This window comes from Tropicimonas sp. TH_r6 (assembly GCF_033101155.1).
GTDB lineage: Bacteria > Pseudomonadota > Alphaproteobacteria > Rhodobacterales > Rhodobacteraceae > Tropicimonas.
The window spans coordinates 76162-100937 of record NZ_JAWMPX010000019.1 but is presented as its reverse complement, the minus strand read 5'-3'; the positions used below and the strand labels follow the sequence as shown (position 1 = coordinate 100937).

Here is a 24776-nt window from a genome sequence, read left to right as displayed (position 1 = left end):
GTTTTCCAAGAGTTGTGGGACGCTCGCATGGAGCAATCCAAAGCCTCCGCCAAGCTCCTGAAAGATCGCGAAAAACAAATCGTCTCGGACATAGAGAAGCTCGTTGAACTTGTAGTGGTGGCAAGTAGTCCATCGGCCGTTCGGAACTACGAGAGACGGATGGTGGCACTGGAGCAAGAAAAGCTGATCATCGATGACAAGGTCGCGAACATGGACATAACCAGTGGGGGCTTGGATCAGGCTTTTGAACTGACCGACGAACTTCTATCAAGCCCTTATAAAAAATGGCGTTTTGATGATATACAACAGCGCCGATCTGTCCTTAGCTTGGCTTTTTCGGAGCCTGTGGTTTGCTCAAAAGACGTTGGCTTTCGAACCCCGAAAAAATCGCTTCCTTTCAAAGTACGACAGGACGCTCACTCTAAAGGGGCCTTGATGGCGGTGGTGTCAGACAAGTTCGAACTCGTCTCTACAAGGGCAAGACTGCTGTCCCTTATGCTGCGCCGAGGCGGCGCCACCCGGCGAGAGCAGCGGTACGGTTTTTCTTGAAGTTGGCTCTGGAGGAGAGGCTGCGCTCCGAGTTGAAATGGTTGGAGACAGAGGCGTGGACGGCGGCAAACATTTGCAGACTTCGTATCCGCCGGAAGCGTTGCATCGCCCGCTCTCGTCGTCGGAACGGCAGGTGCGAATCCTCCGCCCGGTTGTTCAGCCAACGGCCAGTTTCGTGTAGTTGCTCGGCGCCAATCGCCTTCAAGGTCGCGCCGTAGGACCGAAGCAAGTCAGGGACGATGGCCGCAGGCCGGCCGTAACGACGCATCGTTTTCTTCAAGAATTTCAATGCCGCTTTCTTGTCCCGCGTCTTCGTGACGAAGCTTTCCAGGACCTCGCCCTCGCGATCAACAGCCCGCCAGAGACAGTGTCGTTCGCCGTTGATCTTCAAAAACACCTCATCCAAATGCCACCGCCATTGCGGCCCGGATCGCAGACGTTCAACGCGCTTGTCGCCGATCTCGGAGGCGAACATCGGACCAAACCGGGTCCACCAAAAACGAACGGACTCGTGGCTGATGTCGATGTCGCGTTCGTGCAGCAGGTCCTCGACATTCCTCAGCGACAGCGGGAAACGAACGCAGAGCATCACAGCCAGGCGGATGATCTCTTTACTCGTCTTGAAGTATTTGAACGGGTCAGGTTTCGTCATCAAGTGAAGCTGGTCGGCGCCTGCCCGGTCGCAAGCCAAGTTCTCCTGACTCACCGCGGAAAGGGCTTGGACCGAGACGGCACTGGCGGCGCTGGCAAAAGCCCTTGACGCGCCCCCGGCCGCCTGGGGCCATCAGCTCGCTGCACATGCACCTGATGGAGATGGAGCCATGGCGGTGGTATCCACTCCAATGTCGCCGGATGCCCCGCCGCGATATCTCCCGGCTCTGAGCGCCTCGTTTCGAGCAACCGCATCGGCGGTGCCGGGCGTCCACGCCCTGGCGTACTTTCGGGAGGGAATGACCGCTTCGGCTCCTCGGTCTGCCCCTCTCATGCCTGTACAAATGCGCTGCCGGGCCGTAGCGGGGTAGGCCAGGACCGCAGCGTCGCCGAAGCCTGGCTGTCCGCTCCGCCTGCCGGTCTTGTCATCCCGAGACGTTATTGACCTACCCTACCCCGCTCAACCAGCCTCCCTATGATTGGGCTCGTCAGATTGATGCTACAGCAGCCCCTCAAACAATCGTCGCGTGTTGTCATACGTCATCTCGACCGGGTTGCCCCCGGTGCTTGGGTCGTTCAGTGCCGATTTTGTCAGAGCATCGATATCGGGGGTCTCAACACCAAGCTCGGTCAACGATTTCGGGACCGACATCGAGGCATTGAGGTCGTCCACATAGCCACAGAAACCGTCGAAACCGCCATCGATTCCTAGGTAGGCCGCCGCCCGAGCAAGAACCGCTTCACAGGGGGCGCGATTGAACTGGAGCACCGCAGGCATGCAAACAGCGTTCGTGGTTCCGTGATGGGTATGGTGCACCGCGCCGATCGGATGGCTGAGCGCATGTATCGCGCCCAGCCCTTTCTGGAAGGCCGTCGCGCCCATCGCCGCCGCCGACATCATGTGAGCGCGCGCCTCGATATCGGTGCCGTCCGCATAGGCCCGCGGCAGGTACTCTTTCACCAGCCGCATGCCCTCCAGCGCGATACCCTGGCTCATCGGATGGTAATGCGGCGAGCAGTAGGCTTCCACGCAATGCGCAAAGGCATCAAGCCCCGTGCCGGCAGTGATGAACTTCGGCATGCCCACCGTCAGTTCGGGATCACAGATCACTACCGCGGGCAGCATTTGGGGATGGAAGATTATCTTTTTCTCATGGGTCGTGGAATTGGTGATGATCGAGGCGCGTCCCACCTCGGACCCCGTTCCCGCCGTGGTCGGTACAGCAACGATCGGATGGATTCCGGCCGGATCGGCGCGGGTCCACCAATCGCCGACATCCTCGAAATCCCATAACGGCCGCGTCTGCCCGGCCATGAAGGCCAATGTCTTGGCAAGATCGAGGCCGGAGCCGCCACCAAAGGCCACAACCCCGTCATACCCCCCCGCGCGATAGACCTTGAGACCCTCCTCAACATTCATGTCCGATGGATTGGGATCCACGGCGGAAAAAATCGCCCGGCCCAATCCGGCAGCTTCCAGCAGGTCGAGCGTCCGGGTGGTAATATCCATCGAAGCAAGCCCGCGGTCGGTGACAAGCAGCGGCCTGGCAATCCCGGCCACGGCACAGGCGTCTGCAATCTCCGCGATCCGGCCAGCACCAAAGCGCATCGGGGTGGGATAGTTCCAGTTTCCTACAAGCTTCATGGCACTCATGCTTTCTTCAGGTGGTAAGATTTCGGTCGGGTCAGGGCCTGGAAGCCCAGCACCGACAGGCCCGCGCCGCGGCCGGTGTCCTTGCAGCCGGTCCAGCACAAGGCCGGGTCAAGGTAATCGCAGCGGTTCATGAAGACGGTGCCGGTCTGGAGCCGTCTGCCAAGGGCGTTCGCGGCCGCCGTGTCCTGCGTCCAGATCGAACAGGTCAGGCCGAAATCGCTGTCGTTCATGAGCGAAATCGCCTCGTCATCGCTCGTGACCGGCATGATGCCGACGACGGGACCAAAGCTTTCGTCCCGCATCACCCGCATGTCATGGGTGACATGCGTGAGAATCTGCGGCGACAGGTAGGTGCCGCCATCGTCCTCGGCGAATGTCTCGATATGGGCTTGCGCGCCCTGTTCCATTGCCTCGGCAATCTGCGCCCGTACCTCGGCGGCGAAGCGGGCATTGGCCATCGGGCCGATGGTCGTTTCGCTGTCCAGGGGATTGCCGAGCTTGTAGCCTTTGACGATGTCGACGCAACGGCTGAGGAAGTCGGCGAACACACTTTCATGCACATAGATCCGTTCGATACCACAACAGCACTGGCCCGAGTTGAACATTGCCCCGTCGATCAGCGTGTCTGCGGCGGCCTGCAGGTCGGCATCGGCACGGACATAGCCGGGATCCTTGCCGCCAAGCTCGGTCGCGACGGCGGTGAACGTCCCCGCGGCAGCGCGCTCCATGGCCTGGCCTCCGCCGACGGATCCGGTGAAGTTCACGAGATCGAATGCCCGTCCGGCGATCAGGGCCGACGTGCTGTCATGACTCAGGTAGACATTCTGGAAGACGTCTTCGGGAATGCCCGCCGCATGAAACGCTTCGGCCATGCGTTCTCCAACCAACAGCGTTTGCGCCGCGGGTTTGAGAATGACCGCGTTGCCCGCGATGAGCGCCGGGGCAATCGAATTGATCGCCGTCATGTAGGGATAGTTCCAAGGCGCCGCGACAAAGACCACGCCCTGCGGCTCACGCTCGATCTTGCGCAGAAACGTCTCGCTGTCCTCGATCACAATGGGAGCGAGCGCGTCCTCGGCGATGTCCGCCATGTAACTCGCGCGTTCCTCGAAACCACCGAACTCACCGCCGTACCGGACCGGGCGCCCCATCTGATGGGCGAGTTCCTCTGCCATACGATCGGTCGTCTTGCCGACCTCTGCCACGGCGGCGCGCACCAGTGCAATGCGCTCGGACAACGGACGCGCCGCCCAAGCGCCTTGCGCAGCGCGCGCACGGGCGGCGGCCTCGAAAGCGGCCGCCTCACTCAACAGGGGACGTTCCGCATAGACCGATCCATCAATCGGCGAGATGCATTTCACTGTCTGTGTCATGGAGTTTCCATTTCGGTGTCGATGGCTTGAGTTTCCGCAAAAGGGATGGAACGGCGAAACCGCCACGGCCCCGCCAGGTCACGTGCGAGCACGTCGAGCGAGGTGCCGGTTTCTGGCCCTTCCGGTGTGTGGGTCGAATAGCGCGGCAAGGCATACCCCAGATCCGCGCGGACATCAGCGGACAGAATGTCCAATCGCCTGTTTTCCTCCCGGGGGGCGAACCGTTCCCCGGGGAAGGTTGGACTGGCTTCACGAACGACCACCGGAGGAGCAAAGGGCGCGTGGCTCTCGCCGTCGTCGCAATCGGGTCTTGCACCGCCCTCGGTGCCCTGTGACGCACAGAAGGCCAGGTAGGGTTCGGGAAGAGCGGAAAAGGCTGCCGCGCGGGGCATCTTCAGGCCCGCTCGAAACCGCGCGCGATCTCCCAGTCGGTGACCACCCGGTCGAATTCCTCCTGCTCGACCTCGGCGCAACGGGTGTAGTGATCCACGACAAGATCACCCATCGCTTCCCGAAGCATCGAAGAATTGCGCAGAGTCCCGGTTGCATCGCGCAAGGTGCGCGGAATCTCTCCGGCCGCACTGTCTTCATAGACGTCGCCGCTGGTCGCGGGAGGCAGCGCCAACTCTTCCTCGATGCCCTTGATGCCCGCCGCGAGCAGCGCAGCCTGAGCGAGATAGGGGTTGATGTCGGATCCGCCGATGCGGCATTCCATGCGCACCGCCTTGGTGCCCTCTCCGCACAGGCGGAAGCCCGCGGTACGATTGTCGACCGACCAGACCATCTTGGTCGGGGCGAAGCTGCCCTTCATGAAGCGTTTGTAGCTGTTGACATAGGGCGCAAGGAACACCGTGTAGTCGGCGGCAAAGGCGAGTATCCCAGCGCAGAACTGGCGCATCAGCATCGACATTCCGTGGTCCCCGTCAGGGTCATGGAAAGCTGGCCTGGAGTCTTTCCAGAGCGACATGTGGACGTGGCTGGCAGAGCCGACCTTGTCGTGGTGCCACTTGGGCAGGAAGCTGGCGGCGTGCCCCTGCTGCCAGGCGATCTCCTTGGTGGCGTGCTTGGCGATGGTGTGGTTATCCGCACAGGCCAGCGCATCAGCATATCGGATGTTCAACTCTTCCTGACCGGTTTCTGCTTCTCCCTTGGTGTTCTCGACCGGAATGCCGGCAGCGTAGAGGTGATTGCGCAGCGGGCGCATCACCGTCTCTTCCTTGGTCGTCTGGAGGATGTGGTAATCCTCGTTGTAGCCCGAGATCGGCGCAAGATCGCGAAAACCGGATTTGCGGATGTCGTCGAAGCTTTTCTCGAACAGGAAGAACTCCAGTTCCGTCGCCATCATCGGCGTCAGGCCCATCTCCTCGAGCCGCGCGATCTGGGCCTTGAGAACTTGCCGGGGCGAATGCGGGACAGGGGCGTGCGTGTGATGATCGAGGACATCGCAGAGCACCATCGCGGTGCCTTCGAGCCACGGAATGGGCCGCAGTGTTTCCAGATCGGGTTTCATCACGTAATCGCCATAGCCTGCAGCCCAGGAGGTCGACTGGTACCCATCAGGCGTCGCCATCTCCAGGTCGGTCGCCAACAGGTAGTTGCAGCAATGGGTCTCTTCCCAAGCGCTGTCGAGGAAGTTCTGTGCATGGAACCGTTTGCCCATGAGGCGGCCCTGCATGTCGACAAGACAGACGAGGACGGTGTCGATTGTACCGTCGGAGACGGCGGATTTCAGAGCATCGAAGGTGAGCGGGCCTGGCATGGGCGTCCTCTTGTCAATCGGCGACCGGCCCCGAAGGGCCGGCCATTGTTCTTGTGTCCGGATCGGCCCGTGCGGGCCGATCCCTCCGGTTGGTCAGGCTCAGCCGTAGCGGTACGGGCGGCCGGCCTTTTCCATGTCGGCGTTGTATTTCTTGAAGATCTCGACAACCTTGGCTTTTGTCTCGGATTCAGCCGCGATCTCGTCCCAGAACTTGACAGCTGCCGCCTCGACCGTGGCCCATTCGGCATCTGGGATCGAGGTGAGTTCCATCTTGGGGCCATTGACCCGCAGCGAGGCTTCGCCGCCCCAGTACCACCATTGGCGATAGTAATGCGACTGGTCGCAGCACACCCGGAACAGCGTTTGCAGGTCCTCGGGCAACTCGTTCCAGCGATCCATGTTGGCGAAGAACGATCCGGCCCAAGCACCGGAGATGTTGTTGGTGAGGAAGTAGTTCGTCACGTCGGCCCAACCGACCGTGTAATCCTCGGTGATGCCCGACCAGGCGATCCCGTCGAGCTCGCCGGTCTGGACAGCAACCTCGATGTCTTCCCATGGCAAGGTCACCGGAACGACGCCGAACTGGGCCAGGAAACGGCCGGCGGTCGGGAAGGTGAAGACCCGCTTGCCCTTGAGATCGGCCAGCGACCGGATCGGATCCTTGGTGGCGAAGTGGCATGGGTCCCATGCTCCGGCCGAGATGTGCTTCACGCCGACCTTGGAATACTCTGCATCCCAGATTTCGTTGAGGCCGTACTGGTTGAACAGCACCGGCACATCGAGCGAGTAGCGCGAGGCAAACGGGAAATAGCCGCCAAACACCGTAACCTCGGTCGGCGAGGCCATCGAGTCATCGTCCGACTGCACGGCGTCGATGGTGCCCCGCTGAAGCGCCTGGAACAGCTCCCCGGTGGGCACAAGCTGGTCGGCAAAGAACAGTTCGATCTGCATCTTGTCGCCGGCGATCTTGTTGAACATGTCGACGGCGGGTTTGATCACATGCTCGCCCAGAGAGGCGCCGGCATATGTCTGCATCCGCCATTTGATCGTGGATTGCGCGAGCGCCGGTGTCGCAAGGACGGCACCCGGTGCCAGTGCGGCCGAGCCTTTCAAGAATGTGCGTCTCGTGGTCATTTCAAACCTCCTGTTGGTTTCCTAGGGTTCGCCCCGTTCGCAGGGTCTGGTAATCACTTTGAATATACGTAGTCGGGCAGCCAGAGCGCGATGCTCGGGAATATCATGACCAGCGCCAGCGCGAGAACCATCACGCAGACGAAGGGGATGATGGAGACATAGATATCCTTGAGGCCGATTTCCGGCGGCGCCATCGCCCGCATAAGGAAAAGGTTATAGCCAAAGGGAGGTGTCATGTAGGCGATCTGTGTGGTGACGGTGTAGAGCACACCATACCAGATCAGGTCAAAACCGAGCGCCTTGACCAACGGGACGTAGAGCGGCGCGACGATCACCAGCATGGCGGTGTCGTCGAGGAACGTGCCCATCAGGATGAAGCTCAACTGCATCAGGATGAGGATCATCCAGGGAGACAGCCCGAGTTTTTCGGTGAAGATGCTCTCGATGGCCTTCACCGCCCCCAGACCGTCGAACACGGCGCCGAAGGCGAGTGCGGCCAGGATGATCCACATGAACATGCAGGAGATCCCGAGGGTCGAGCGCACGGAATGATAGAAGACCTCCCAGGTCATCCGCCGTTTCGCAACTGCCGCCAGCAAGGCGGCCACGGCCCCGATGGCAGAGCTTTCCACCAGCGATGTCCAGCCATTGACAAAGGGCACCATCATCGCTGCAAAGATGAAGATCGGCAGCATTCCCGCCCGCAACAGCGCGAACTTTTCGGACATGGGGATGTCACGCTCTTCCTTGGACAGGACCGGGCCCAGCGACGGCTGCAACCGACAGCGCACGGCGATATAGACAACGAACATCGCCGCCATCATCAGGCCCGGAATCAAACCGGCGAGCCAAAGCTGACCGACCGGTTGGCGCGCGATCATGGCATATAGGACCAGCACAACGGAGGGTGGCACCAGGATGCCGAGCGAGGAGCCCGCCTGGATCACGCCGGTGACCATCTGCTTGTCGTAGCCGCGTTTGAGTAGTTCAGGCAACGCAATGGTGGCACCAATGGCCATGCCCGCGACCGACAACCCGTTCATCGCCGAGATCAGCACCATCAATCCGATCGTCCCGATGGCCAGCCCGCCACGCAAGCCCCCCATCCAGACGTGGAACATCTTGTAGAGATCGTCGGCAATCCGGCTGTTGGACAGGATGTACCCCATGAAGATGAACATTGGGAGCGTCAGCAGCGGGTACCACTTCATGAGCTTCATCGCCGCCGAGAAACCAAGGTCATAACCTCCGCGATCTCCCCAAAGAAAGAAACCCGCGATCACGGCCACGAAACCGATGGCGCCGAAGACCCGCTGCCCGGTCAGCAGCATGATCATCATCGAGGAGAACATGAGGATGGCAATCGTGTCGTAGGCCATCAATGGGTCTCCTCGCGAGGGTAATGTTCGCCCTTGAGACGCAGGATGTCTTTCAGAAGCTCGGAAATCGCCTGCAGCAGCATCAGGAAGATGCCGGTGACCATGATGACCTTGATCGGCCAGAGATACGGCCGCCACGCGGTCGGACTTCTCTCGCCGCCGTAGCGGAAGGAATAGAGCGTACTGTCGATACCGCCCCAGAGCAGGAACCCGAGATAGGTGATCAGGAACAGGACCGTTATCGCGTCCACCTGGCTTTTGCGTCGGTTCGACCATTCCTCATAGAGCAGGTCCATCCGGACGTTGGAGCCCATCTGGATCGAGTAGGGCCCGCCCAGCATGTAATAGGCCACCATCGCGAACTGCGCCATTTCGAGCGTCCAGAGCGATGGCAGGAAGAAGGTCTTGGAGATCGAAGACCACAGCAGGATCCCCATCATCACGAAGATGCCGAACATCACGACCTTCCCGACGATCCGGTTCATCCCGTCAACCACGTGTATGTAGCGCCTGGCGAGTTCCATTGTCTGCGCTTTACCCTGCCCTGTCGTGCCGGATGCCGGCGGATGTTGATGAAAGCTCCGGGATATCTCCCATCGCCCCTCGCAAGATCGAGGCCAGGTCGGCGGCGACGCGGCGGACGCCCTCGACGCTGTCGATCAGGTTGTTTCGGACTTCGATCATCACGTTGGGGAGGCCGGCAGCGACGCCGTGGTCTCGCAATGTGTGGGTCACCCCGTCCTTGGCCGCATAGGGTTCGTTGAGCGCAGTTTTCATGTCGGTGTTTTGCGCCGCGCATCGAAGCATGGCCTCGGCCATGCGGGCATCGTCATCGTGAAGAAGGCCAAGTTGAACCTGACGCGCTTTGCCGAGGAAGACCGGCGTGAAACTGTGGATCGTCACAAGCACCGTGGAACCGCTCCGCCCCGCCAGCACGTCCGCCAGCAAGCTCCGGAACGGCGCATAGACATCACGCACCCTGGCGGCCAACGCGCCGGTTGAGAGATCCTCGTTGCCTGGAACGACGAAGCGCTCGCTGCGTGCCGGAACTGCATCCGGGGCTTGCGGCGGACGGTTACAGTCATAAACGAGGCGAGACACGCGCGACGCGATCAAAGGCGCATCAAGCTCGCGCATCAATTCCTCCGCCAGGTCCAGCGCGCCAATGTCCCAGGCCGCGTGAGAGGTTTTCGCCTCTTCGCTGAGCCCGAGTCCGGACAGTGACGCAGGGATGAACCGCGAGGCGTGCTCACACACGAGAACCACGTTGCCGAGACCGTCCGCATTCTGAACCTGCGCGGGCGGACCCTCTTCATCGGACATCACTGGTGACTCGTCGCTGTCTTTCATGCTGCCAATTGGCGCGTGGGATTTCCGACCTGTCAACAAAAATTCTGTAGACATAACTACAAACGGAAAATACTTTGAAGCAAGTGTTAGAAAGCAGGCAGCCATGCCCCCCACCGCCTCAGGGAAGATCGTCAAACAACTGATCCAGGATTCCCTGGGAGATCTGACTCGGTCCGAACGACAACTGGCGAATATTCTGCTGCAAGACTACCCGATGGCGGGGTTGCAATCGATCACCAAGCTGGCAACCGCAGCAGGCGTCTCGACGCCGACCGTGATCCGAATGGCCCGGAAGCTCGGGTTCGACGGGTTTCCCATGCTCCAGAAGGCACTGCGAGACGAGGTCGCAGCGCAGATCAAGAAGCCGATCTCCAAACACGAGGATTGGCAGGCAGCGGGTGCCGATGGACATTTGCTGACCCGATTTGCAGAGGCCATAACGGCCAATATCCGCCACACCCTCGAGCGCCTCGACAGGGCGCAGTTCGATACCGCTGCCGGCCTGCTGGCCGATCCTGACAGGCGTGTCTATGTCGCCGGAGGGCGGATCACCCGGTCGAACGCGGACTACCTGTTCAACCACCTGCAGATCATTCGGCCAAATGTGAACCAGATCGGCAATTCGGTGAATGTCTGGCCGCAATACCTGCTGGACATGGATGAGCACGCCATCCTCGTGCTGTTCGACATACGCCGCTACGAGCGCAACATGTTTCGCCTCGCGTCTCTGGCGCGGGACCGCGGCTGCAAGATCGTTCTCTTCACCGATCAATGGGGGTCGCCGATTTCCAAGGTCGCCCACCACGTGTTCCACGCTATGGTCGAGGCCCCATCGAGTTGGGATTCCACGGTCGCCCTGATGCTCATCCTGGAGGCGCTGATCGCCGAGGTTCAGCAAACCGGATGGGAACAGAGCCGCCACCGGATTGACGAATTGGAAGCGATGTTCTCAACGACACGGTTGTTTCGAACGCCGGACTAGCCTGACGAGGTCCCTCTCGCAGGCCGAAACGCCCGCATGTCGAGGCGCACAGGATCCATCTTCGCAGGGCGGTTGGTTGCCCCCACCTGTCTTTCACATTCGCACACGGCGCTAGACCAACGTCGAACAGGCGCCTCCCCGACGCGTCTTGCGGATCTTGTGTCTCGCTTGAGAAAGCCACTAACCTGACCGGGAACGGAACGTGGAGCCACAGAAATCGGCTCGCACAATGACAACGAGGAAACATCATGAAACCCAAGGCGACCGCGACCTGGAATGGCGATCTGCAATCGGGAAATGGAACCATGAGCGGGGAATCCGGAGCGTTCTCCGATCTGGCATTCTCCTTTCAGACACGGTTCGAGGACGCACCGGGAACGAACCCGGAGGAACTGGTCGGGGCAGCCCAGGCCGGGTGTTTCTCGATGGCATTCTCGAACGAACTGGCAAAGGCCGATCTGAATCCGACTTCGGTTTCCACCAAGGCAAGCGTCGTGCTCGGCGCCGTCGAGGGCGGCCATGCGATCACGCGGATTGATCTGGTGGCAATCGCCGATGTTCCAGGCGGCGATGAAGCTCAGATCAGACAAATTGCGGACGCCGCCAAGCAAGGCTGCCCGATCTCGCGGTCGCTGAGCGCCGACATCACGCTGGATCTCACGATCAAGACCTGATCGTCAGGCCCTCGGCGGCCAATCTGCACAGTCGTCTTGGCGATGGCTCGGATCCAATGGGTGCGGTCCGGGCCAGTGTTGCGACCTATCCCCGTCGCTGGAACGCAATCATCACCAACGCCAGGCAGGACGACCCGACCATCAGGAGCAGCGAAACCGCGTTCAACAACGGTGTCGACCCTTCTTTCAGACGGTCAAACATCGCAATCGTAAGCGGCGCATCCGATCCGACAAGCATCAGGGTGGTATTGAAGTTCTCGAAACTCATCAGGAACGCGACCACGAACGCACCGATCATGGCTGGTGCCAGATATGGCATCGTCACGGTTCGAATGGCCGTCAGTCGGCCGGCACCGAGGTTGAGCGCGGCCTCTTCAAGCGTTCTGTCGAATTTCTGGAGCCGGGCACCAATGACCAGCGTGGCAATGGTCGTGATGAAGGAAAACTGGCCGAGGATCACAAGGACCAACCCGGGACGCAACGCTTCCAGATCCAGTTGCGCACTGTCCCAGACTCCGTTGGCGACCCGGCTCGAGAACACCAGGATGGAAATGCCAAGCACAATTCCCGGGATCACCAGAGGCAAGAGCATGAAAACATACAGAATGCCCTGCCCACGGAACCGGTAGCGGTTGAACAGGAACGCATTTGACGTGCCAACGCAGACCGACAGAAGCGACACGAAAACGCCAACGAAGGCGGATGTGCCGATCGCCCGCAGGATCGAGCGCTCGTGGAAAACGCCGATCATCGGACGTTCGGCGCCGAAGAACCAGTTCCATGTGAAGCCTTCCCATGGCAACGACGGAAACTGGCTGTCGTTGAAGGCAAAGACCGCGACCACCACGAGTGGCAGGGCCAGAAACACGAAGAACAGCACGACATAGGCCGTATAGGCGACCGTCAGGAACCTTGGCTGCGGAATTGAAGGGATCACGTCGACATCTCCACTATCCCATCGTCTTTTCCAGCGACTGGCCCGTGAGCTTCAACATGCCCCAGACAATCGCCGATGACAGGATCAGCAACATGAAGCCAAACGCCGCTCCAAGCTCCCAGTTGAACCGGACAATGAACTGGGAATAGATCAGTTCGGTGAACCAGAGGCTTTCCTTGCCGCCAAGCATCGTTGGCGTCAGGTAATTTCCGAGACTCAGCATGAAGACAACAATGCAGCCCGACACGATCCCCGGCATTGCGTGTGGAATGATGATCTCGCGCAGGACGCTAAGCCCATTGCCGCCAAGGTCGTAGCCGGCTTCGACAACTTCGTCCGGCAGGCTTTCAAGGGTGGTCACAAGCGGCACCACCATGAACAGCATGGACGTGTAGACAAGCCCGACCATTATCGCTCCGTCGTTGTAGAGCATCTCGACCGGTCCATCGGACAGGCCGGTGATCTGCAGGACGTTGGAGAATATCCCGGTTTCCCGCAGCAAGATCATCCAGCCAAAGGTTCGCACTAGTTCGGACACCCAGAACGGCACCAAGCACAGAAGAAAGAGTGCGGATTGAGTCCGCCCCTTCACCATCTTTGCGATGTAATAGGACACCGGAAATGCAATCACCAAGGTGATCGCCGTTGCCATCGTAGACATCACAGCGGTCCGCAGAAAGGTCCACAGGTACAGCGGTTCGTTGAAGAATGTCAGGTAGTTGGCGAAGCTTGTCCGATATTGTCCGACACCGATCCGCTCACGGAGCGAAACAAGAAACATATCGATATGCGGAATGAAGATCAGCAGCGACAGCCACAAGAGCAGCGGCGTCAGCAGCAGCGCCAGTCCGAGCTTTGCTTCGCTTCGCATCTATGCGGCCCCGGCAGAGAAACAGTTTCCCTGGTCGCCCGCCCACCCGATATGCACGTAAGATCCCTTGGAGAGAGACGCGAATTCACCGGATTGGGGCAGGTTTACCTCGATTTCCTCTCCGCCAGCAGTGCCTCCAATCAGAACCCGGCTGGCGGCACCATTGAACAGCAACGATGTAACCTGTCCGGAGATCCGGTTGTCGAAATGCGAAAGATCCTGCTCGGAGTGCGAGATCATGATCGCCTCGGGGCGCACGAAAATGTCGGCGTGATCCCCGGCGGCCAGCGCCCGTCCATGCGTTACGCCGCGCAGGACCATGCCGCTGTCCGTACGCATCTCGATCCGTTCGCCGTCCTGCCGTTCGATACGACCGTGCCATCGATTCGTGTCGCCCACGAAACCGGCAACGAATGCCGAGTCCGGACGATAATAGAGATCGCGCCCGGTCCCCATCTGCTCAAAGCGTCCTTCGTTCATGACGGCAATAGTGTCCGACATGACGAGCGCTTCGGATTGGTCATGGGTGATATAGACAAACGTGGTGTCGAACGCGGCCTGAAGCGACTTCAACTCCACCTTCATGCGCTCTCTCAGCTTGAGATCCAACGCGCCAAGCGGTTCGTCCAGAAGCAGGACGTCGGGCTCCAGAACCATGCAGCGCGCAATGGCGACGCGTTGCTTCTGGCCTCCGGACAATTCATCGACCTTGCGCGAGCCGATCCCGGGCAAGCCGATCCTGTCGAGCGCTTCCTCGATCTTGCGATTGATTTCGGACTTCTGAAGCCCCGCCCGGCGGAGCCCATATCCGATATTGTCGGCGATATTCATCATCGGGAACAATGCCAGATGCTGAAACACCATGTTCACAGGGCGTTTGTTGGGCGCCACGTCCAGAACCGAACGCCCCTTGATCAGGATGTCGCCGCGGGACGGCTCAAGGAACCCCGCGATCATCCGCATGATCGTTGTCTTACCGCAGCCCGAGGGCCCGAGAATCGAAAAGAAGGAGCCGGGCGGCACAGAAAACGAGACGTTCTCGACCGCCGTTGTGTCACCGAACCGCTTGGTCAGGTCGGTGCATTCAAGATCTGGAGTCATACTGTATCCCTGAGGGGAACGTTGCGCCTGCCCTTGTGGGCAGGCGCAGGCATCTCGTCAAGATGATCAGTTGGCCGCTTTGACGCGGTCCAGAACGCCACCTTCAATGGCCTCAAGGCCGGCGGGAACCGGCGGATACCACTTGATGTTGTCGATCGCCTCCGCCGGGAAACTGGCCTGGTAGCGCGCCTTCAGATCGTCGGCTGCAAAGGCGTCCGCGCCCTGGGAAGCGGTGAAGTTGCCCGCTGCAGCGGTGATCATCGCCGCCACTTCGGGCTGCATCACGAAGTTGATCCACGCATAGGCCGCGTCGTCTGACTTGCCCTTGGCCGGCAGCACGAACGTGTCCACCCAGCCGAGCGCGCCCGCGGCGGGAGCCACAAAGGTGATATCCGGATTGTCGGCATTCAGCTTCCATCCGCCAGTATCCCAGGCCATCGACGCAACGACTTCGCCGGAGCGCAGAAGCCCCATCAACTCGTCACCACCGCCCCAATAGGTCTTCACGCCGGGCTTGCACTCGACAAGCTTGGCTTCGACCTGAGACATGATGTCGGTATATGCGGCTTCGTCACCATAGGCGGCAAACGGGTCCAGCCCCATCGCAAAGGCGAAGCCGATCAACGTCGGGCGCTTGAGGCGGTAGGACACCTTCCCCGCGACGTCCTCGCTGCAAAGGTCGGTGTAATCCTTGACCATCGGCGCCATCTTGGTGTCGACGACCAGACCGCTGGTGCCCCAGACATGCGGCACACCATAGACATCGTCACCGACAGTGGTGTTGCCCCATGTCGCCTCGAGCATGGAGGGGATGAACAACGCCTTGTCGATCTTGGACAGGTCCATCGGTTTATAGATGCCGAACTCTTCCTGCGGGCCGGCGACGCGATCCTGGCTGGGCTGTGCGAGGTCGAAACCGCCACCGCCGGTCGCACGCAGCTTTGCGATCATTTCCTCGTTGTTGGATTTCGTGACCTCGACCTTGTGGCCGGTCTCCGCCTCGAACTTGGCGACGACATCTTCGGGCGCATACCCGCCCCATGTCAGGAGCCTGAGCGTGTCGGCCGAAGCGGATGAAACGCCACCGAGAAGAACAAGAGCGATCGCTCCGGTCGATAGCTTAAAGGATTGTTTTTTCATGACATCGTGTCCCTGTTGAAGACTCTGCAGTCTGATTGCACCACTACCTTGGTTTCATTTGATCATCTGGTCAATTTGAAACAGCATTATGACACCTCGCACAGTCTGGCGCTGAATGAGCAACATTGCTGGCGGTGTCAGACAAATTCGAACTCGTGTCTACAAGGGCAAGACTGCTGTCGGTCTTGTCAGAGCAACTTGGGTGGAGGCGGTACCGACAACTGTGTAGCGTTCCAGCATGACGAAACGCGACCCGTTCAAATGCTTCAACACGAGCGAAGAGATCAAACGCCTGCCTGTGATGCTCTACGTCCGTTTCCCGTTGTCGCTGAGGAATGTCGAAGATCTGCTGCAAGAACGCGGTATCGATGTCAGCCACGAGTCGGTACGGTTCTGGTGGCACAGGTTCGGACCGATGTTCGCTTCCGAAATTCGCAGGAAACGCGCTGATCGGCTACGTTCTGGGCCGCAGTGGCGGTGGCATTTGGATGAGGTGTTCGTCAAGGTGAACGGCCAACGACATTATCTTTGGCGGGCGGTCGACCATGAGGGCGAGGTCCTGGAAAGCTTCGTGACGAAAACGCGAGACCGGAAGGCGGCGCTGAATTTCCTAAAGAAAACAATGCGACGCTACGGTCGGCCGAAATCCATCGTCACAGATTTGCTTCGTTCCTACGGCGCTGCGTTGAAGGTGATTGGCGCGTCGACGCTACAGGAAACTGGCCGCTGGTTGAACAATAGGGCGGAGAACTCGCATCTACCATTCCGACGACGAGAGCGGGCGATGCAGCGGTTCCGGCGGATGCGAAGTCTGCAGATGTTTGCCGCCGTTCATGCCTCAGTCTTCAACCATTTCAACTCGGAGCGAAGCCTGTCCTCAAGGGCCACTTTCAAACTCAATCTCACCGCTGCTCTCGCCGAGTGGCGCGATCTCTGCGCGGCATAAGGGCCAGCCATCCTGCCCTTATAGAGACGAGTTCGAATTGGTCTGACAGCACCCAAGAAAAGATCTCCCGCTTCGTAGAAGAGATGGCTAGGAAACTGGAAAACCCTTCGAATTTTGAGAAACGAGCCTACCTTCGCGCATTGATTGACCAAATCATTGTCGGCGATGAAGTCGTTGAAATCCGAGGACGCCGCTCGCAGATCGAGCGGACCGTTACCAACGACTCGGCGATCGCCTCGTCGGTTCCCACTTTTGTTCGTGAATGGCGGAGAGACAGGGATTCGAACCCTGGAGACAGTTTCCCGCCTACACACTTTCCAGGCGTGCGCCTTCGACCACTCGGCCACCTCTCCGGTGCCGGTGGGTTTAGCCTCAAGCGCGGGGGAGATGCAAGAGCCGAAAACAGAGTTTTTTCGCCAATTGCCCCCCGCCACTCAAGTGCCGTCTAGCCTTCCAGATGCAGGTTTACCCGGCGGTTCTGCGCCCCCTTCTTTTCGACCTTGCCGATCCGGATCCGGCCAATCTCGCCCGTGGTCGCGACATGGGTGCCGCCGCAGGGTTGCAGGTCGATCTGCTCCGTCTCCGACCCAATCCGGACGAGGCGCACACGCCCCTGCCCCATCGGCGGCTTGACCGACATCGTCTTGACCAGCCCCGGATTGGCCGCGAGTTCCGCATCGGAGATCCAGCGTTCGGTCACGGCCAGATCGCGGTCGATCAGGTCTTGCAGCGTGGCCTGAACCGCCTCCTTGTCTGCCAGCGTCTCGGGCATGTTGAAGTCGAGCCGCCCTTTCTCGGCACCGATTGAGCCGCCCGTCACGGGCAGCGGGATTACCACGGAGAGTAGGTGCAGCGCCGTATGGACGCGCATATGGCGATAGCGTCGCTCCCAGTCGAGCGCCTGACGCAGCTCCGTGCCCACTGGCGGCAGCGGCGCAGGCTCCGCAGGGACCAAAACAATCGCGTCTCCCTCCCCTTTCACCGTCGTTGCGATCTTCAGCGTTTGGCCATCCCAGTAGAGCGCGCCATTGTCGCCCGGCTGCCCTCCGCCCTGTGCATAGAAGATAGAACCGTCCAGGACGATGCCGCCTTCCGGCGTATGGGCAAGCACCGTGCCCTCGGCCTCGCGCGTGTAGGCGTTTTCACGAAAGAGCACCTCGGTCATCAATCATCCTCCGTCGGAGATTCGGGCTGGGAATCGGGCGCCTGCGGCCCGATCGGCGCCGGTGTTGCCGCAACGGGATCAGCAACAGGCGTCGCCTCGGCCGTCCCGCCCACTCGCAGCGCCTCGGGGTTGCGCAGCCAGATATCGCGCTGAGCGAAGGGGATCTCGATTCCTTCGGTAGCGAAGCGCTCGGCGATCTGGTGATTGAGTTCGGACCGCGTACCGAGGCCGAAATTGATGTCCCGCAGGATCACCCGCATCTCGAAATCGAGCGAATCCGCGCCGAAGCCCTGGAAGACGACCAGCGGTGGCGGGTTGACGATGACCAGCGGATGCGCCTCAGCGATCTCCTGAAGGATCGCCGCAACCTTGCGCGTATCCGTGCCATAGGCCACGCCGACGGCCAGAATAAGCCGGCCGGAAAGGTTGCCGCGCGTCCAGTTCGTAACCTGGTTGGAGACGAAATCGGAATTCGGCACCACGACATCGGTGCGGTCGAAGGTCTCGACGGTGGTGGCGCGCACGGAGATCTTCTTGACCGTGCCCATGATACCGCCGACCTCGATCCAGTCGCCCTCAGTCACCGGGCGTTCGATCAGCAGGATCAGGCCGGAGACGAAGTTCGACACGATATTCTGCAGCCCGAAACCGACGCCGACAGAGAGCGCGCCTGCGACGATCGCCAGGTTACTCAGGTCCAGCCCGGCCGCCGAAACGGCGATCATCCCCGAGGCGAAGAGACCCAGATAACCGATCCCCGAGACCATCGCCTTCTGCCCGCCCGGGTCGATCCGCGTGCGCGGCAGGATCGAGGCGCGCATCGCGGCCTGCACCAGCCGTGTGACGACAATACCAGCGGCGAGCGCCATCAGGAAGATCAGCAGGACCGTCGGCGAGATCTGCGTGTCGCCGACCACCACCCCTTCTTGGACATTGACCCAGAGCTCATCGAGATCGGCCTGCCGTACGCCCCAGGCGCGGGCGATGAAGGGCAGCGCCGCGACCATCAGCGCGAAATCGAACAGAACCGGCACCAAGCCCTTGGCGCCATCCGTCGTTGCACCGAAAACGAGTTCGAACAGCTCGCGGGAGAGTCGCTGCAGGAAGGTGACGATGGCGAGGATGGACAATGTCAGCGACGGCGACAGCGAGAAGAAGATTGCAGCGCGCGTATAGCCGAGAAGAGCCAGGAAAGGCGCGGCGAAGGCGAAAGCGAGACAGGCGCGGCCGATCAGCAGAATCGAGCGGTCGATGAAGCTGCGTTCGTCGGTCGCGTCGGTGACCGAAGAGAGGGAGCTATCCGCTTCTTCTACTTTGGCGCCATGCGAAATCAGCAGCCTCGCCAGGCCGACGAGGCAGAGGGTGGTGAGGACGATGATCGGGAAGGCGATGACGGGCGAGGTCTCTGCTTCTAGCGGGAACAGCCCTATCACACCCTCCACCAGCAGCGCTGACGCGAAGAGCAGGCCGAGAGAGGAGCTGTAGAAGCGGCCACGCACGCGTTCCCGCGTCGTCAACTCCAGCGAAACAGGCCAATCCTCGTGCCGCGGGAAGGTCTGGCCGCCCAGCCAACGCGCGGTGAAGAAGGCAATGCCCATGGCGGGGATGACATTGAGCAGCCCCTCCCCGCTGGGCCCGAACATCGAGCTTGCCTTGAGTGCCTGGGTAAGCAGCATCACGCCGAAGACCGGCAGAATGAATTGTCCCAGCGAGACCACCATGGCCGCCGCGACGCCGGACCGGCCACCGTCCGCGCCAAGATGCAGGATCCAGTCCACCAGCCGCCGGAACCATTCCCGCCCCCGGATCAGCAGCACCAATGCCAGCAAGGTCAGGACGAGGATCTGGAGAAGATTGTCCCGCAGCCGCGTCTGGTCGCTTTGCAGATGCGCCGCCGAACTGATCTCTGCAAGGACGATGACAACGACCCGCTGCAGGTCTTCCAGAGCCGTCACGACATGGTTCGGGTTCACCGGAGACGGGCCGCGCTGGAGCAACAAGTCCTTCTGGCGCGAACGGATCAGTCGGTCGATCTGGCCGATCAGCCCGTTGGCGCGGGCATAGGCCTCTTCTGCCTTGCGAACCGGCGTGATCAGCGCCTCATACTCGCCCTGCAACTCGTCGCGACGCGCGGCCAGTTCCGCACTCTCGCGTTCCCCCTCTTCCGGAGCCGGGCCGAGCGCCGCAATCTGCGCCTGCAGGAGTTTGATCTTGGAGCCATCGCGGGTTTCTTCGGCCTGGAAACGGATGCGCCAATCTGCGAGGTCGCGGCGCAATACCTCGAAGGCGGCATCGGACGCAGCCCGGCTCGCCAGCGACGCTTCCGCCCGGAGGGCAACCTTTTCCCAGGCCACGTAGTCTTCCTCGCCCAGTGGCGCCTCTGCCGCCTCCTGCGCGAAGGCCGCAGCTCCACCGCCCCCGATCTCCCGCGGCGACACTCCGTCCAGCAGGAGTAGCGACAGCAGGAAGATGCAGAGGAACCCGGCGAAACGGCGCATGGGTCAGCTCTCTTCTTCGAAGACGTTCGGCAGGCCGCGCGGCGCGTCGTCGAGCCAATGTGGCACTGGCAGCCCCTTGCCGCGCAGGAAATCCGGGTTGAAGAGCCGCGACTGGTAGCGGGTACCGTAATCGCAAAGCACGGTGACGATGGTGTGGCCCGGCCCCATCTCGCGCGCCATATGCATGGCGCCGGCGATATTGATGCCCGAGGAGCCGCCAAGGCAAAGCCCTTCATGCTCCAGCAGGTCGAAGACGATGGGCAGCGCCTCGGCATCGGGGATGTTGTAGGACATGTCCGGCGTGAACCCTTCGAGATTGGCGGTGATCCGCCCCTGCCCGATCCCCTCGGAGATCGAACTGCCCTCGGCCTTCAGCTCGCCGGTGGTGTAGAAGCTGTGCAGCGCCGCGCCATCCGGATCGGCCAGCCCGATCTTGACGCCTTTCGGTTGCAGCGCGGCGGCGACACCGGCCAGCGTGCCGCCAGACCCGACCGCACAGATGAAGCCGTCCACCTTGCCGCCGGTCTGCTCCCAGATCTCCGGGCCGGTGCCCTCGACATGGGCCTGCCGGTTGGCGACATTGTCGAACTGGTTCGCCCAGATCGCGCCATTGGGCTCGCTTGTGTCAAGTTCACGCGCCAAACGCTCGGAATAACGAACAAAATTGTTCGGCTTGCGGTACGGCGCGGCCGGCACTTCGACCAGTTCGGCGCCCGCGAGCCGCAGCATGTCCTTCTTCTCCTGGCTCTGGGTCTCGGGGATCACGATCACCGTGCGGAAGCCCATCGAGGCGCCAACCAGCGCCAGCCCGATGCCGGTATTGCCCGCCGTACCCTCGACGATGGTGCCGCCGGGACGCAGCTCTCCCTTCGCGATGGCATCGCGGATGATGAAGAGCGCCGCGCGATCCTTGACCGACTGACCCGGGTTGAGGAATTCGGCCTTGCCGAGGATCTCGCAACCCGTCGCCTCGCTGGCAGCGCGCAGGCGGATCAGCGGCGTGTTTCCAACGGCCGCGGCAAGGTCGGTCCTGATAGTCATGTCTGGCGAGCTCCCTAGGTTCAACAATCCCTTGCTAGCTTAGGGAAACGCCGTGTCAACCTGTGCCGGATCCCGCCGAGCGCAAGCTTTCGCGATGGCGCGCGAGATAGAGCAGCAGGATGATCAGCGGGCCGACATTGATCTCGCCACTCTCCAGCAGTTCCATGGCATGGTCGAAGGAGATGACATGGGCGCGGATATCCTCGCCTTCGCCCTCCAGCCCGCCCAGACCGGCCGCCTCGTCGGGCAGATCAGCCGATGCGAGATAGCTGAAGAGATATTCCGTCTTTGCCCCGGGCGTCGGATAATACTGCCCGACAAGCCTCAGATCCCAAATGGAAATCCCGGCTTCCTCCTGCGCCTCGCGCAACACCGCCTCTTCCGGGCTCTCGCCCCCGTCAATGCGTCCGGCAATCGCCTCCAGCAGCCAGGGCTGGCTGTCGCCGCGCGCATAGGGCCCGGCCCGGAACTGCTCGACCAGCAGCACCCGGTCGCGGACCGGGTCGTAGGGCAGCACCGTGATCGCGTCGCCGGAAACGAAGGCCGTCCGGCTCACCTCGTCGCCATGGCCGCCAGCGAAGCGCTCATGCGTGAGCTCGTATTCCTCGACCGAGAAGAAGGCCGAATAGTCCAGCGAGCGCCGCTTGAGGCGGACATCTTCCGCCCGTGCGGTCCGGCGCAAGGTGGTCGGCGCGGTCTGGCGGGCGTTCAGCCGCGCTTGCGCCCGCGCCCGGAGCGGACCAAAGCGGCGGGCCACGTCTGCGGCGCTGCGTCGGTCCATATCGGAGATGATCTCCTCGGCGGTCAGGCAGCTCAACGGTCCCCACCGCTCGGCCCAGCCCGCCAGGTCCCAGGTTGCGCCAGGCGCGAGGCCCGTCTTCGGCGGAACATACATGCAGGCCGTCACGGTCCTGTCCCCGTCGCGCACCTCGACGTCCTGCAGACGGTACCCGAACGCGCCCTCGAAATAATCCATGCGCGCCAGAGCCTCGGCCGACGGGTCGAGCAGCAACAGCCCTTCTGCGCTGCCGCCCTTCTGTGCAACAATCAGCGGGAAACTTTCCCCTGCGGCCCAGTGGACCGCATGATCCATCAGCCGCGCCGGCCGTGTCTCTGCCTCAGCGCCAATGACGCAAGCGCGAAGCGGGTCATGGCACAAGGTGCCGTAGAGAAAGATCGGTTGCATCGCTGCCGCCCCTGAAGCTCGGATCTAAGACCAGCGTTCCGCCGCCCAATCCGACAGGAAAGCAGCGAGGATGCCGCCGCCCACCAGGACGATCGGCACTTCCGGCTCGCTTATCATCAGCAGGAAATACTCCGCAATGAGTTCCATCATCGCGGTCAGAGCCTCGGTCGGGCCCTCGTAATGCAATGATGTCGAGCGCTCCAGCATCTCGACCCCAGCCCAAAGCACCAACACGTAGAAAAGGAACACCGCGATGGTTCGGAGCGCAGTCCCGATCGCCGCGTAACGCCCCTTTCCGGCCAGACGCCCCATCACCGACCAACCCACCAGCGCTCCGATGACGGTGTTTACCATCGACAGCATACCGGTCTGCGTCCCCTCGGGCAGCAGCGGCTTGTAGATCTCAGACGCAAAAAAGGCCACCAGGGCGAAGCCGATGGCGGCGAAGAGCTTGGCGGCGGTGGGCATTCAGATGTCTCTCCCGTTGCGCATTCTGCGGACTGGCTTGGCGGTCCATTCGACCGTGATCTGAGCCAGACCACAGATTCCGGACGAAAATATGGCATCGCAACGATGGTGCGCCGGATCAGGCTCCTGCTGTGGCTCTGAAGCATCGACATTGCGCCGGGGTGGCGCCCATTCCGGCTGACGCCGCAGTTGAGACAGAAATCGCAAGACAACAAGTCATAATATTATTATTTCAAACAGTTACCCGTCGTTATTGATGCTTCACTCAAGGTTTGAAGCCGCTCCTGTTCGGCGTCACCCGGGGCCGAGACAGGATCCCGCGAACGCAAGGCAGGAACATAAACAAACACATGTAGCCCATTGTTCCTAAATTGCATTTCTGCAATCACGCCGCATGGCTTTCAGCCGACAGGTCCACTCTCAGCACACTTTTTTCGTTTCACAATTCTGCGCTGCCCTGGTTTCGAAACGCATGCCAGCCAGCGAGAGCCGCCTCGCGCCCCTCCTTCAGCCCGACCACCGGTGCGGGTTCCGGATCGCTCGGCGAGAGCGTCCATGCCCTCGGGGCCGCTTCGAAATACTCCAGCGCGGTCGGCTCGGGAACCAGCGTCCCCTCGGCCAGCCACCGACGCCTGTAGACGCCATCGGGATCGAACTTCTTCGCCTGAGTGTCGGGATTGAAGACACGGAAGAAGGGCGACGCATCCGGGCCGCATCCTGCAACCCATTGCCAGCCGAGCGCGTTATTGGCAGCGTCCCAATCGACCAGATGCGCTTCGAACCAGCGCAACCCGATCCGCCAATCCGCCATCAGGTGTTTGCTGAGATAACTCGCCACGACCATCCGGGCGCGGTTCTGCATCACCCCGGTCACCATCATCTCGCGCATCGCCGCATCGACCAACGCCACCCCGGTCCGGCCCCGTTTCCAGGCCCGGATCTCCGAGCGGGTCTCGTCGGTGCTCCAGGGAAACGCTTCCCATTCCGGTCGCCAGCAGCGTTTGTCGAGTTCGGGCGCGTGCCAGAGCAGATGCGCCGCGAATTCGCGCCACATCAGCTGCCGCAGGAAGGGCTCCGCCCCCGGGTTGCCCATGTCTCGCGCCCGCAGGCCGGCATGCCAGCATTGCCGAATGCCGATCTCGCCATTGGCAAGGAAGGGGCTCAGCCGGGAACAGGCATCATCCGCGAGCCGATCCCGTCCGGTCTCGTAGCCGCGCAGGTCATCTTCGAGGAACTCGGCAAGCCGCGCCTGCGCAGCCTCTTCCCCGGCCTCGCAATGCCGCGCCAGGACCGATCCGCCGTGCCGGACCCCCGCCCCGAGTTTCCAGTCCGCAAGTCGCTCGGAGGACGGATGTTGCTCCGGAGACCGCAAACGCGGGGGGACCGGCGCTGGCGGCGCGATGTCCGCGCCGCGCATTGCGCGCCACATGGCGGTGAAAACGCGGAAGGGGCCGCCGGACGCGTTCCGGATCTCCGCGGGATGGAACAGCCGATTGCCGTCAAAGACCCGAACCTCCGGAAGCCGCTCCTTCAAACTGTCGAAGGCGACGGGATCACCGTCGGTGTGCCGACAGAGATAGAGCGCCCGCGCGCCCGTCTCTAAGGCCAATGTGGCCAGAGCCGCCTCGGGCGCGCCGCTGCGCAAGATCAGCGGCAGCTCATGACGCGCAAGGGACTGAGCGAGTGCGTCGAGCGCCCGCTCCAGCCGCCAGCGCGCGGCCGCGCCGAGCCGGTCAACGGACGAATCCCGGAAGAAGACGGGTATTATCGGCGCACCTGTTGCGGCGGCCGCGCTCAGTGCAGGCTGATCGGCAAGGCGCAGGTCACCTCGGCGCAGCCACAGCAAAATCGGACGATCATCACTCATGCCCGCCCACATAGCGTCACGACCGGACCCGTCAATCGCCCCGCCGCGTCA

Annotated in this window: 23 protein-coding genes and 1 tRNA gene; 4 read left to right on the top strand and 20 right to left on the bottom strand. The window is 61.5% G+C overall.

All coding sequences use genetic code 11. The features are described from left to right. Positions 1 to 549 (top strand): hypothetical protein (locus tag R3X27_RS17430; RefSeq protein ID WP_317710149.1); only part of this gene is annotated, 549 nt, incomplete at its 5' end. Here R3X27_RS17430 and R3X27_RS17425 read toward each other — a convergent pair. From R3X27_RS17425 to R3X27_RS17380, 9 genes are all read right to left on the bottom strand, one after another. Next, positions 494 to 1201: an IS6 family transposase gene (locus R3X27_RS17425; protein WP_317710148.1), complete on the bottom strand. Its 708-nt coding sequence runs from the start codon at positions 1199 to 1201 to the stop codon at positions 494 to 496. The genes R3X27_RS17430 and R3X27_RS17425 overlap by 56 nt on opposite strands. A 498-nt stretch (positions 1202 to 1699) precedes the next feature. After that, positions 1700 to 2845, bottom strand: a complete 1146-nt coding sequence (locus tag R3X27_RS17415; RefSeq protein ID WP_317710154.1) for an iron-containing alcohol dehydrogenase — start codon at positions 2843 to 2845, stop codon at positions 1700 to 1702. A gap of 5 nt (positions 2846 to 2850) precedes the next feature. Continuing rightward, the gene (locus tag R3X27_RS17410) at positions 2851 to 4227 is read right to left on the bottom strand and encodes an aldehyde dehydrogenase family protein (RefSeq protein WP_317710147.1); all 1377 of its coding nucleotides are present in this window, start codon (positions 4225 to 4227) and stop codon (positions 2851 to 2853) included. Then, a complete protein-coding gene (locus tag R3X27_RS17405) occupies positions 4224 to 4421 on the bottom strand; it encodes a hypothetical protein (RefSeq protein ID WP_317710146.1) in 198 nt (65 codons plus the stop codon). Before R3X27_RS17405 ends, R3X27_RS17410 begins: the two co-directional genes overlap by 4 nt. 200 nt (positions 4422 to 4621) lie before the next feature. Continuing rightward, a complete protein-coding gene (locus R3X27_RS17400) occupies positions 4622 to 5986 on the bottom strand; it encodes a glutamine synthetase family protein (RefSeq protein ID WP_317710145.1) in 1365 nt (454 codons plus the stop codon). A gap of 99 nt (positions 5987 to 6085) precedes the next feature. Beyond that, entirely contained in the window at positions 6086 to 7120 is a 1035-nt protein-coding gene (gene dctP / locus R3X27_RS17395; RefSeq protein ID WP_317710144.1) for a TRAP transporter substrate-binding protein DctP, read from the bottom strand. Between the two features lie 53 nt (positions 7121 to 7173). Next, positions 7174 to 8499 carry a TRAP transporter large permease subunit gene (locus R3X27_RS17390; protein ID WP_317710143.1) on the bottom strand — a complete coding sequence of 442 codons (1326 nt, stop codon included), beginning with the start codon at positions 8497 to 8499 and terminating at the stop codon, positions 7174 to 7176. Further along, positions 8499 to 9023, bottom strand: a complete 525-nt coding sequence (locus tag R3X27_RS17385; RefSeq protein WP_317710142.1) for a TRAP transporter small permease subunit — start codon at positions 9021 to 9023, stop codon at positions 8499 to 8501. The genes R3X27_RS17390 and R3X27_RS17385 overlap by 1 nt, the downstream gene beginning before the upstream one ends. Positions 9024 to 9033: 10 nt before the next feature. Then, entirely contained in the window at positions 9034 to 9954 is a 921-nt protein-coding gene (locus R3X27_RS17380; RefSeq protein ID WP_317710141.1) for an N-formylglutamate amidohydrolase, read from the bottom strand. Here R3X27_RS17380 and R3X27_RS17375 point away from each other — a divergent pair. Both R3X27_RS17375 and R3X27_RS17370 read left to right on the top strand, forming a co-directional pair. Then, positions 9953 to 10831, top strand: a complete 879-nt coding sequence (locus R3X27_RS17375; RefSeq protein WP_317710140.1) for a MurR/RpiR family transcriptional regulator — start codon at positions 9953 to 9955, stop codon at positions 10829 to 10831. The two genes, R3X27_RS17380 and R3X27_RS17375, sit on opposite strands and share 2 nt — an antisense overlap. 248 nt (positions 10832 to 11079) lie before the next feature. After that, a complete protein-coding gene (locus tag R3X27_RS17370; RefSeq protein ID WP_317710139.1) occupies positions 11080 to 11505 on the top strand; it encodes an OsmC family protein in 426 nt (141 codons plus the stop codon). An 85-nt stretch (positions 11506 to 11590) separates the two neighbouring features. On the opposite strand, the gene R3X27_RS17365 is transcribed toward R3X27_RS17370, so the two are convergent. From R3X27_RS17365 to R3X27_RS17350, 4 genes are all read right to left on the bottom strand, one after another. Continuing rightward, the gene (locus tag R3X27_RS17365; protein ID WP_317710138.1) at positions 11591 to 12442 is read right to left on the bottom strand and encodes an ABC transporter permease; all 852 of its coding nucleotides are present in this window, start codon (positions 12440 to 12442) and stop codon (positions 11591 to 11593) included. A gap of 13 nt (positions 12443 to 12455) precedes the next feature. Next, positions 12456 to 13313 (bottom strand): ABC transporter permease, encoded by an 858-nt coding sequence (locus R3X27_RS17360; protein ID WP_317710137.1) that lies wholly within the window; start codon positions 13311 to 13313, stop codon positions 12456 to 12458. After that, complete coding sequence (locus tag R3X27_RS17355; RefSeq protein ID WP_317710136.1) at positions 13314 to 14414, bottom strand: ABC transporter ATP-binding protein; 1101 nt, start codon at positions 14412 to 14414, stop codon at positions 13314 to 13316. It abuts the gene before it with no gap. Positions 14415 to 14480: 66 nt separating this feature from the next. Then, positions 14481 to 15554 (bottom strand): extracellular solute-binding protein, encoded by a 1074-nt coding sequence (locus R3X27_RS17350; RefSeq protein WP_317710135.1) that lies wholly within the window; start codon positions 15552 to 15554, stop codon positions 14481 to 14483. 238 nt (positions 15555 to 15792) lie between these two features. Here R3X27_RS17350 and R3X27_RS17345 point away from each other — a divergent pair, with 238 nt between their 5' ends. Continuing rightward, on the top strand, positions 15793 to 16500 hold the full coding sequence (locus tag R3X27_RS17345) for an IS6 family transposase (protein WP_317710134.1): 708 nt from the start codon (positions 15793 to 15795) through the stop codon (positions 16498 to 16500). 263 nt (positions 16501 to 16763) lie between these two features. On the opposite strand, the gene R3X27_RS17340 is transcribed toward R3X27_RS17345, so the two are convergent. The 7 genes from R3X27_RS17340 to R3X27_RS17310 all read right to left on the bottom strand — a co-directional run bounded on the left by R3X27_RS17340 (position 16764) and on the right by R3X27_RS17310 (position 24725). Continuing rightward, positions 16764 to 16853 (bottom strand) — tRNA-Ser (locus R3X27_RS17340). A gap of 92 nt (positions 16854 to 16945) precedes the next feature. Further along, the gene (locus tag R3X27_RS17335; protein ID WP_317710133.1) at positions 16946 to 17665 is read right to left on the bottom strand and encodes an alanyl-tRNA editing protein; all 720 of its coding nucleotides are present in this window, start codon (positions 17663 to 17665) and stop codon (positions 16946 to 16948) included. Beyond that, on the bottom strand, positions 17665 to 20163 hold the full coding sequence (locus tag R3X27_RS17330) for a DUF3772 domain-containing protein (RefSeq protein WP_317710132.1): 2499 nt from the start codon (positions 20161 to 20163) through the stop codon (positions 17665 to 17667). The genes R3X27_RS17335 and R3X27_RS17330 overlap by 1 nt, the downstream gene beginning before the upstream one ends. Positions 20164 to 20166: 3 nt before the next feature. Further along, the gene (locus R3X27_RS17325) at positions 20167 to 21204 is read right to left on the bottom strand and encodes a cysteine synthase A (RefSeq protein WP_317710131.1); all 1038 of its coding nucleotides are present in this window, start codon (positions 21202 to 21204) and stop codon (positions 20167 to 20169) included. 55 nt (positions 21205 to 21259) lie between these two features. Further along, on the bottom strand, positions 21260 to 22390 hold the full coding sequence (locus R3X27_RS17320; protein WP_317710130.1) for an NUDIX domain-containing protein: 1131 nt from the start codon (positions 22388 to 22390) through the stop codon (positions 21260 to 21262). A gap of 24 nt (positions 22391 to 22414) precedes the next feature. Continuing rightward, entirely contained in the window at positions 22415 to 22858 is a 444-nt protein-coding gene (locus R3X27_RS17315) for a TrgA family protein (RefSeq protein WP_317710129.1), read from the bottom strand. A gap of 439 nt (positions 22859 to 23297) precedes the next feature. After that, the gene (locus tag R3X27_RS17310; protein WP_317710128.1) at positions 23298 to 24725 is read right to left on the bottom strand and encodes a deoxyribodipyrimidine photo-lyase; all 1428 of its coding nucleotides are present in this window, start codon (positions 24723 to 24725) and stop codon (positions 23298 to 23300) included. Between the last annotated feature and the right edge of the window lie 51 nt (positions 24726 to 24776).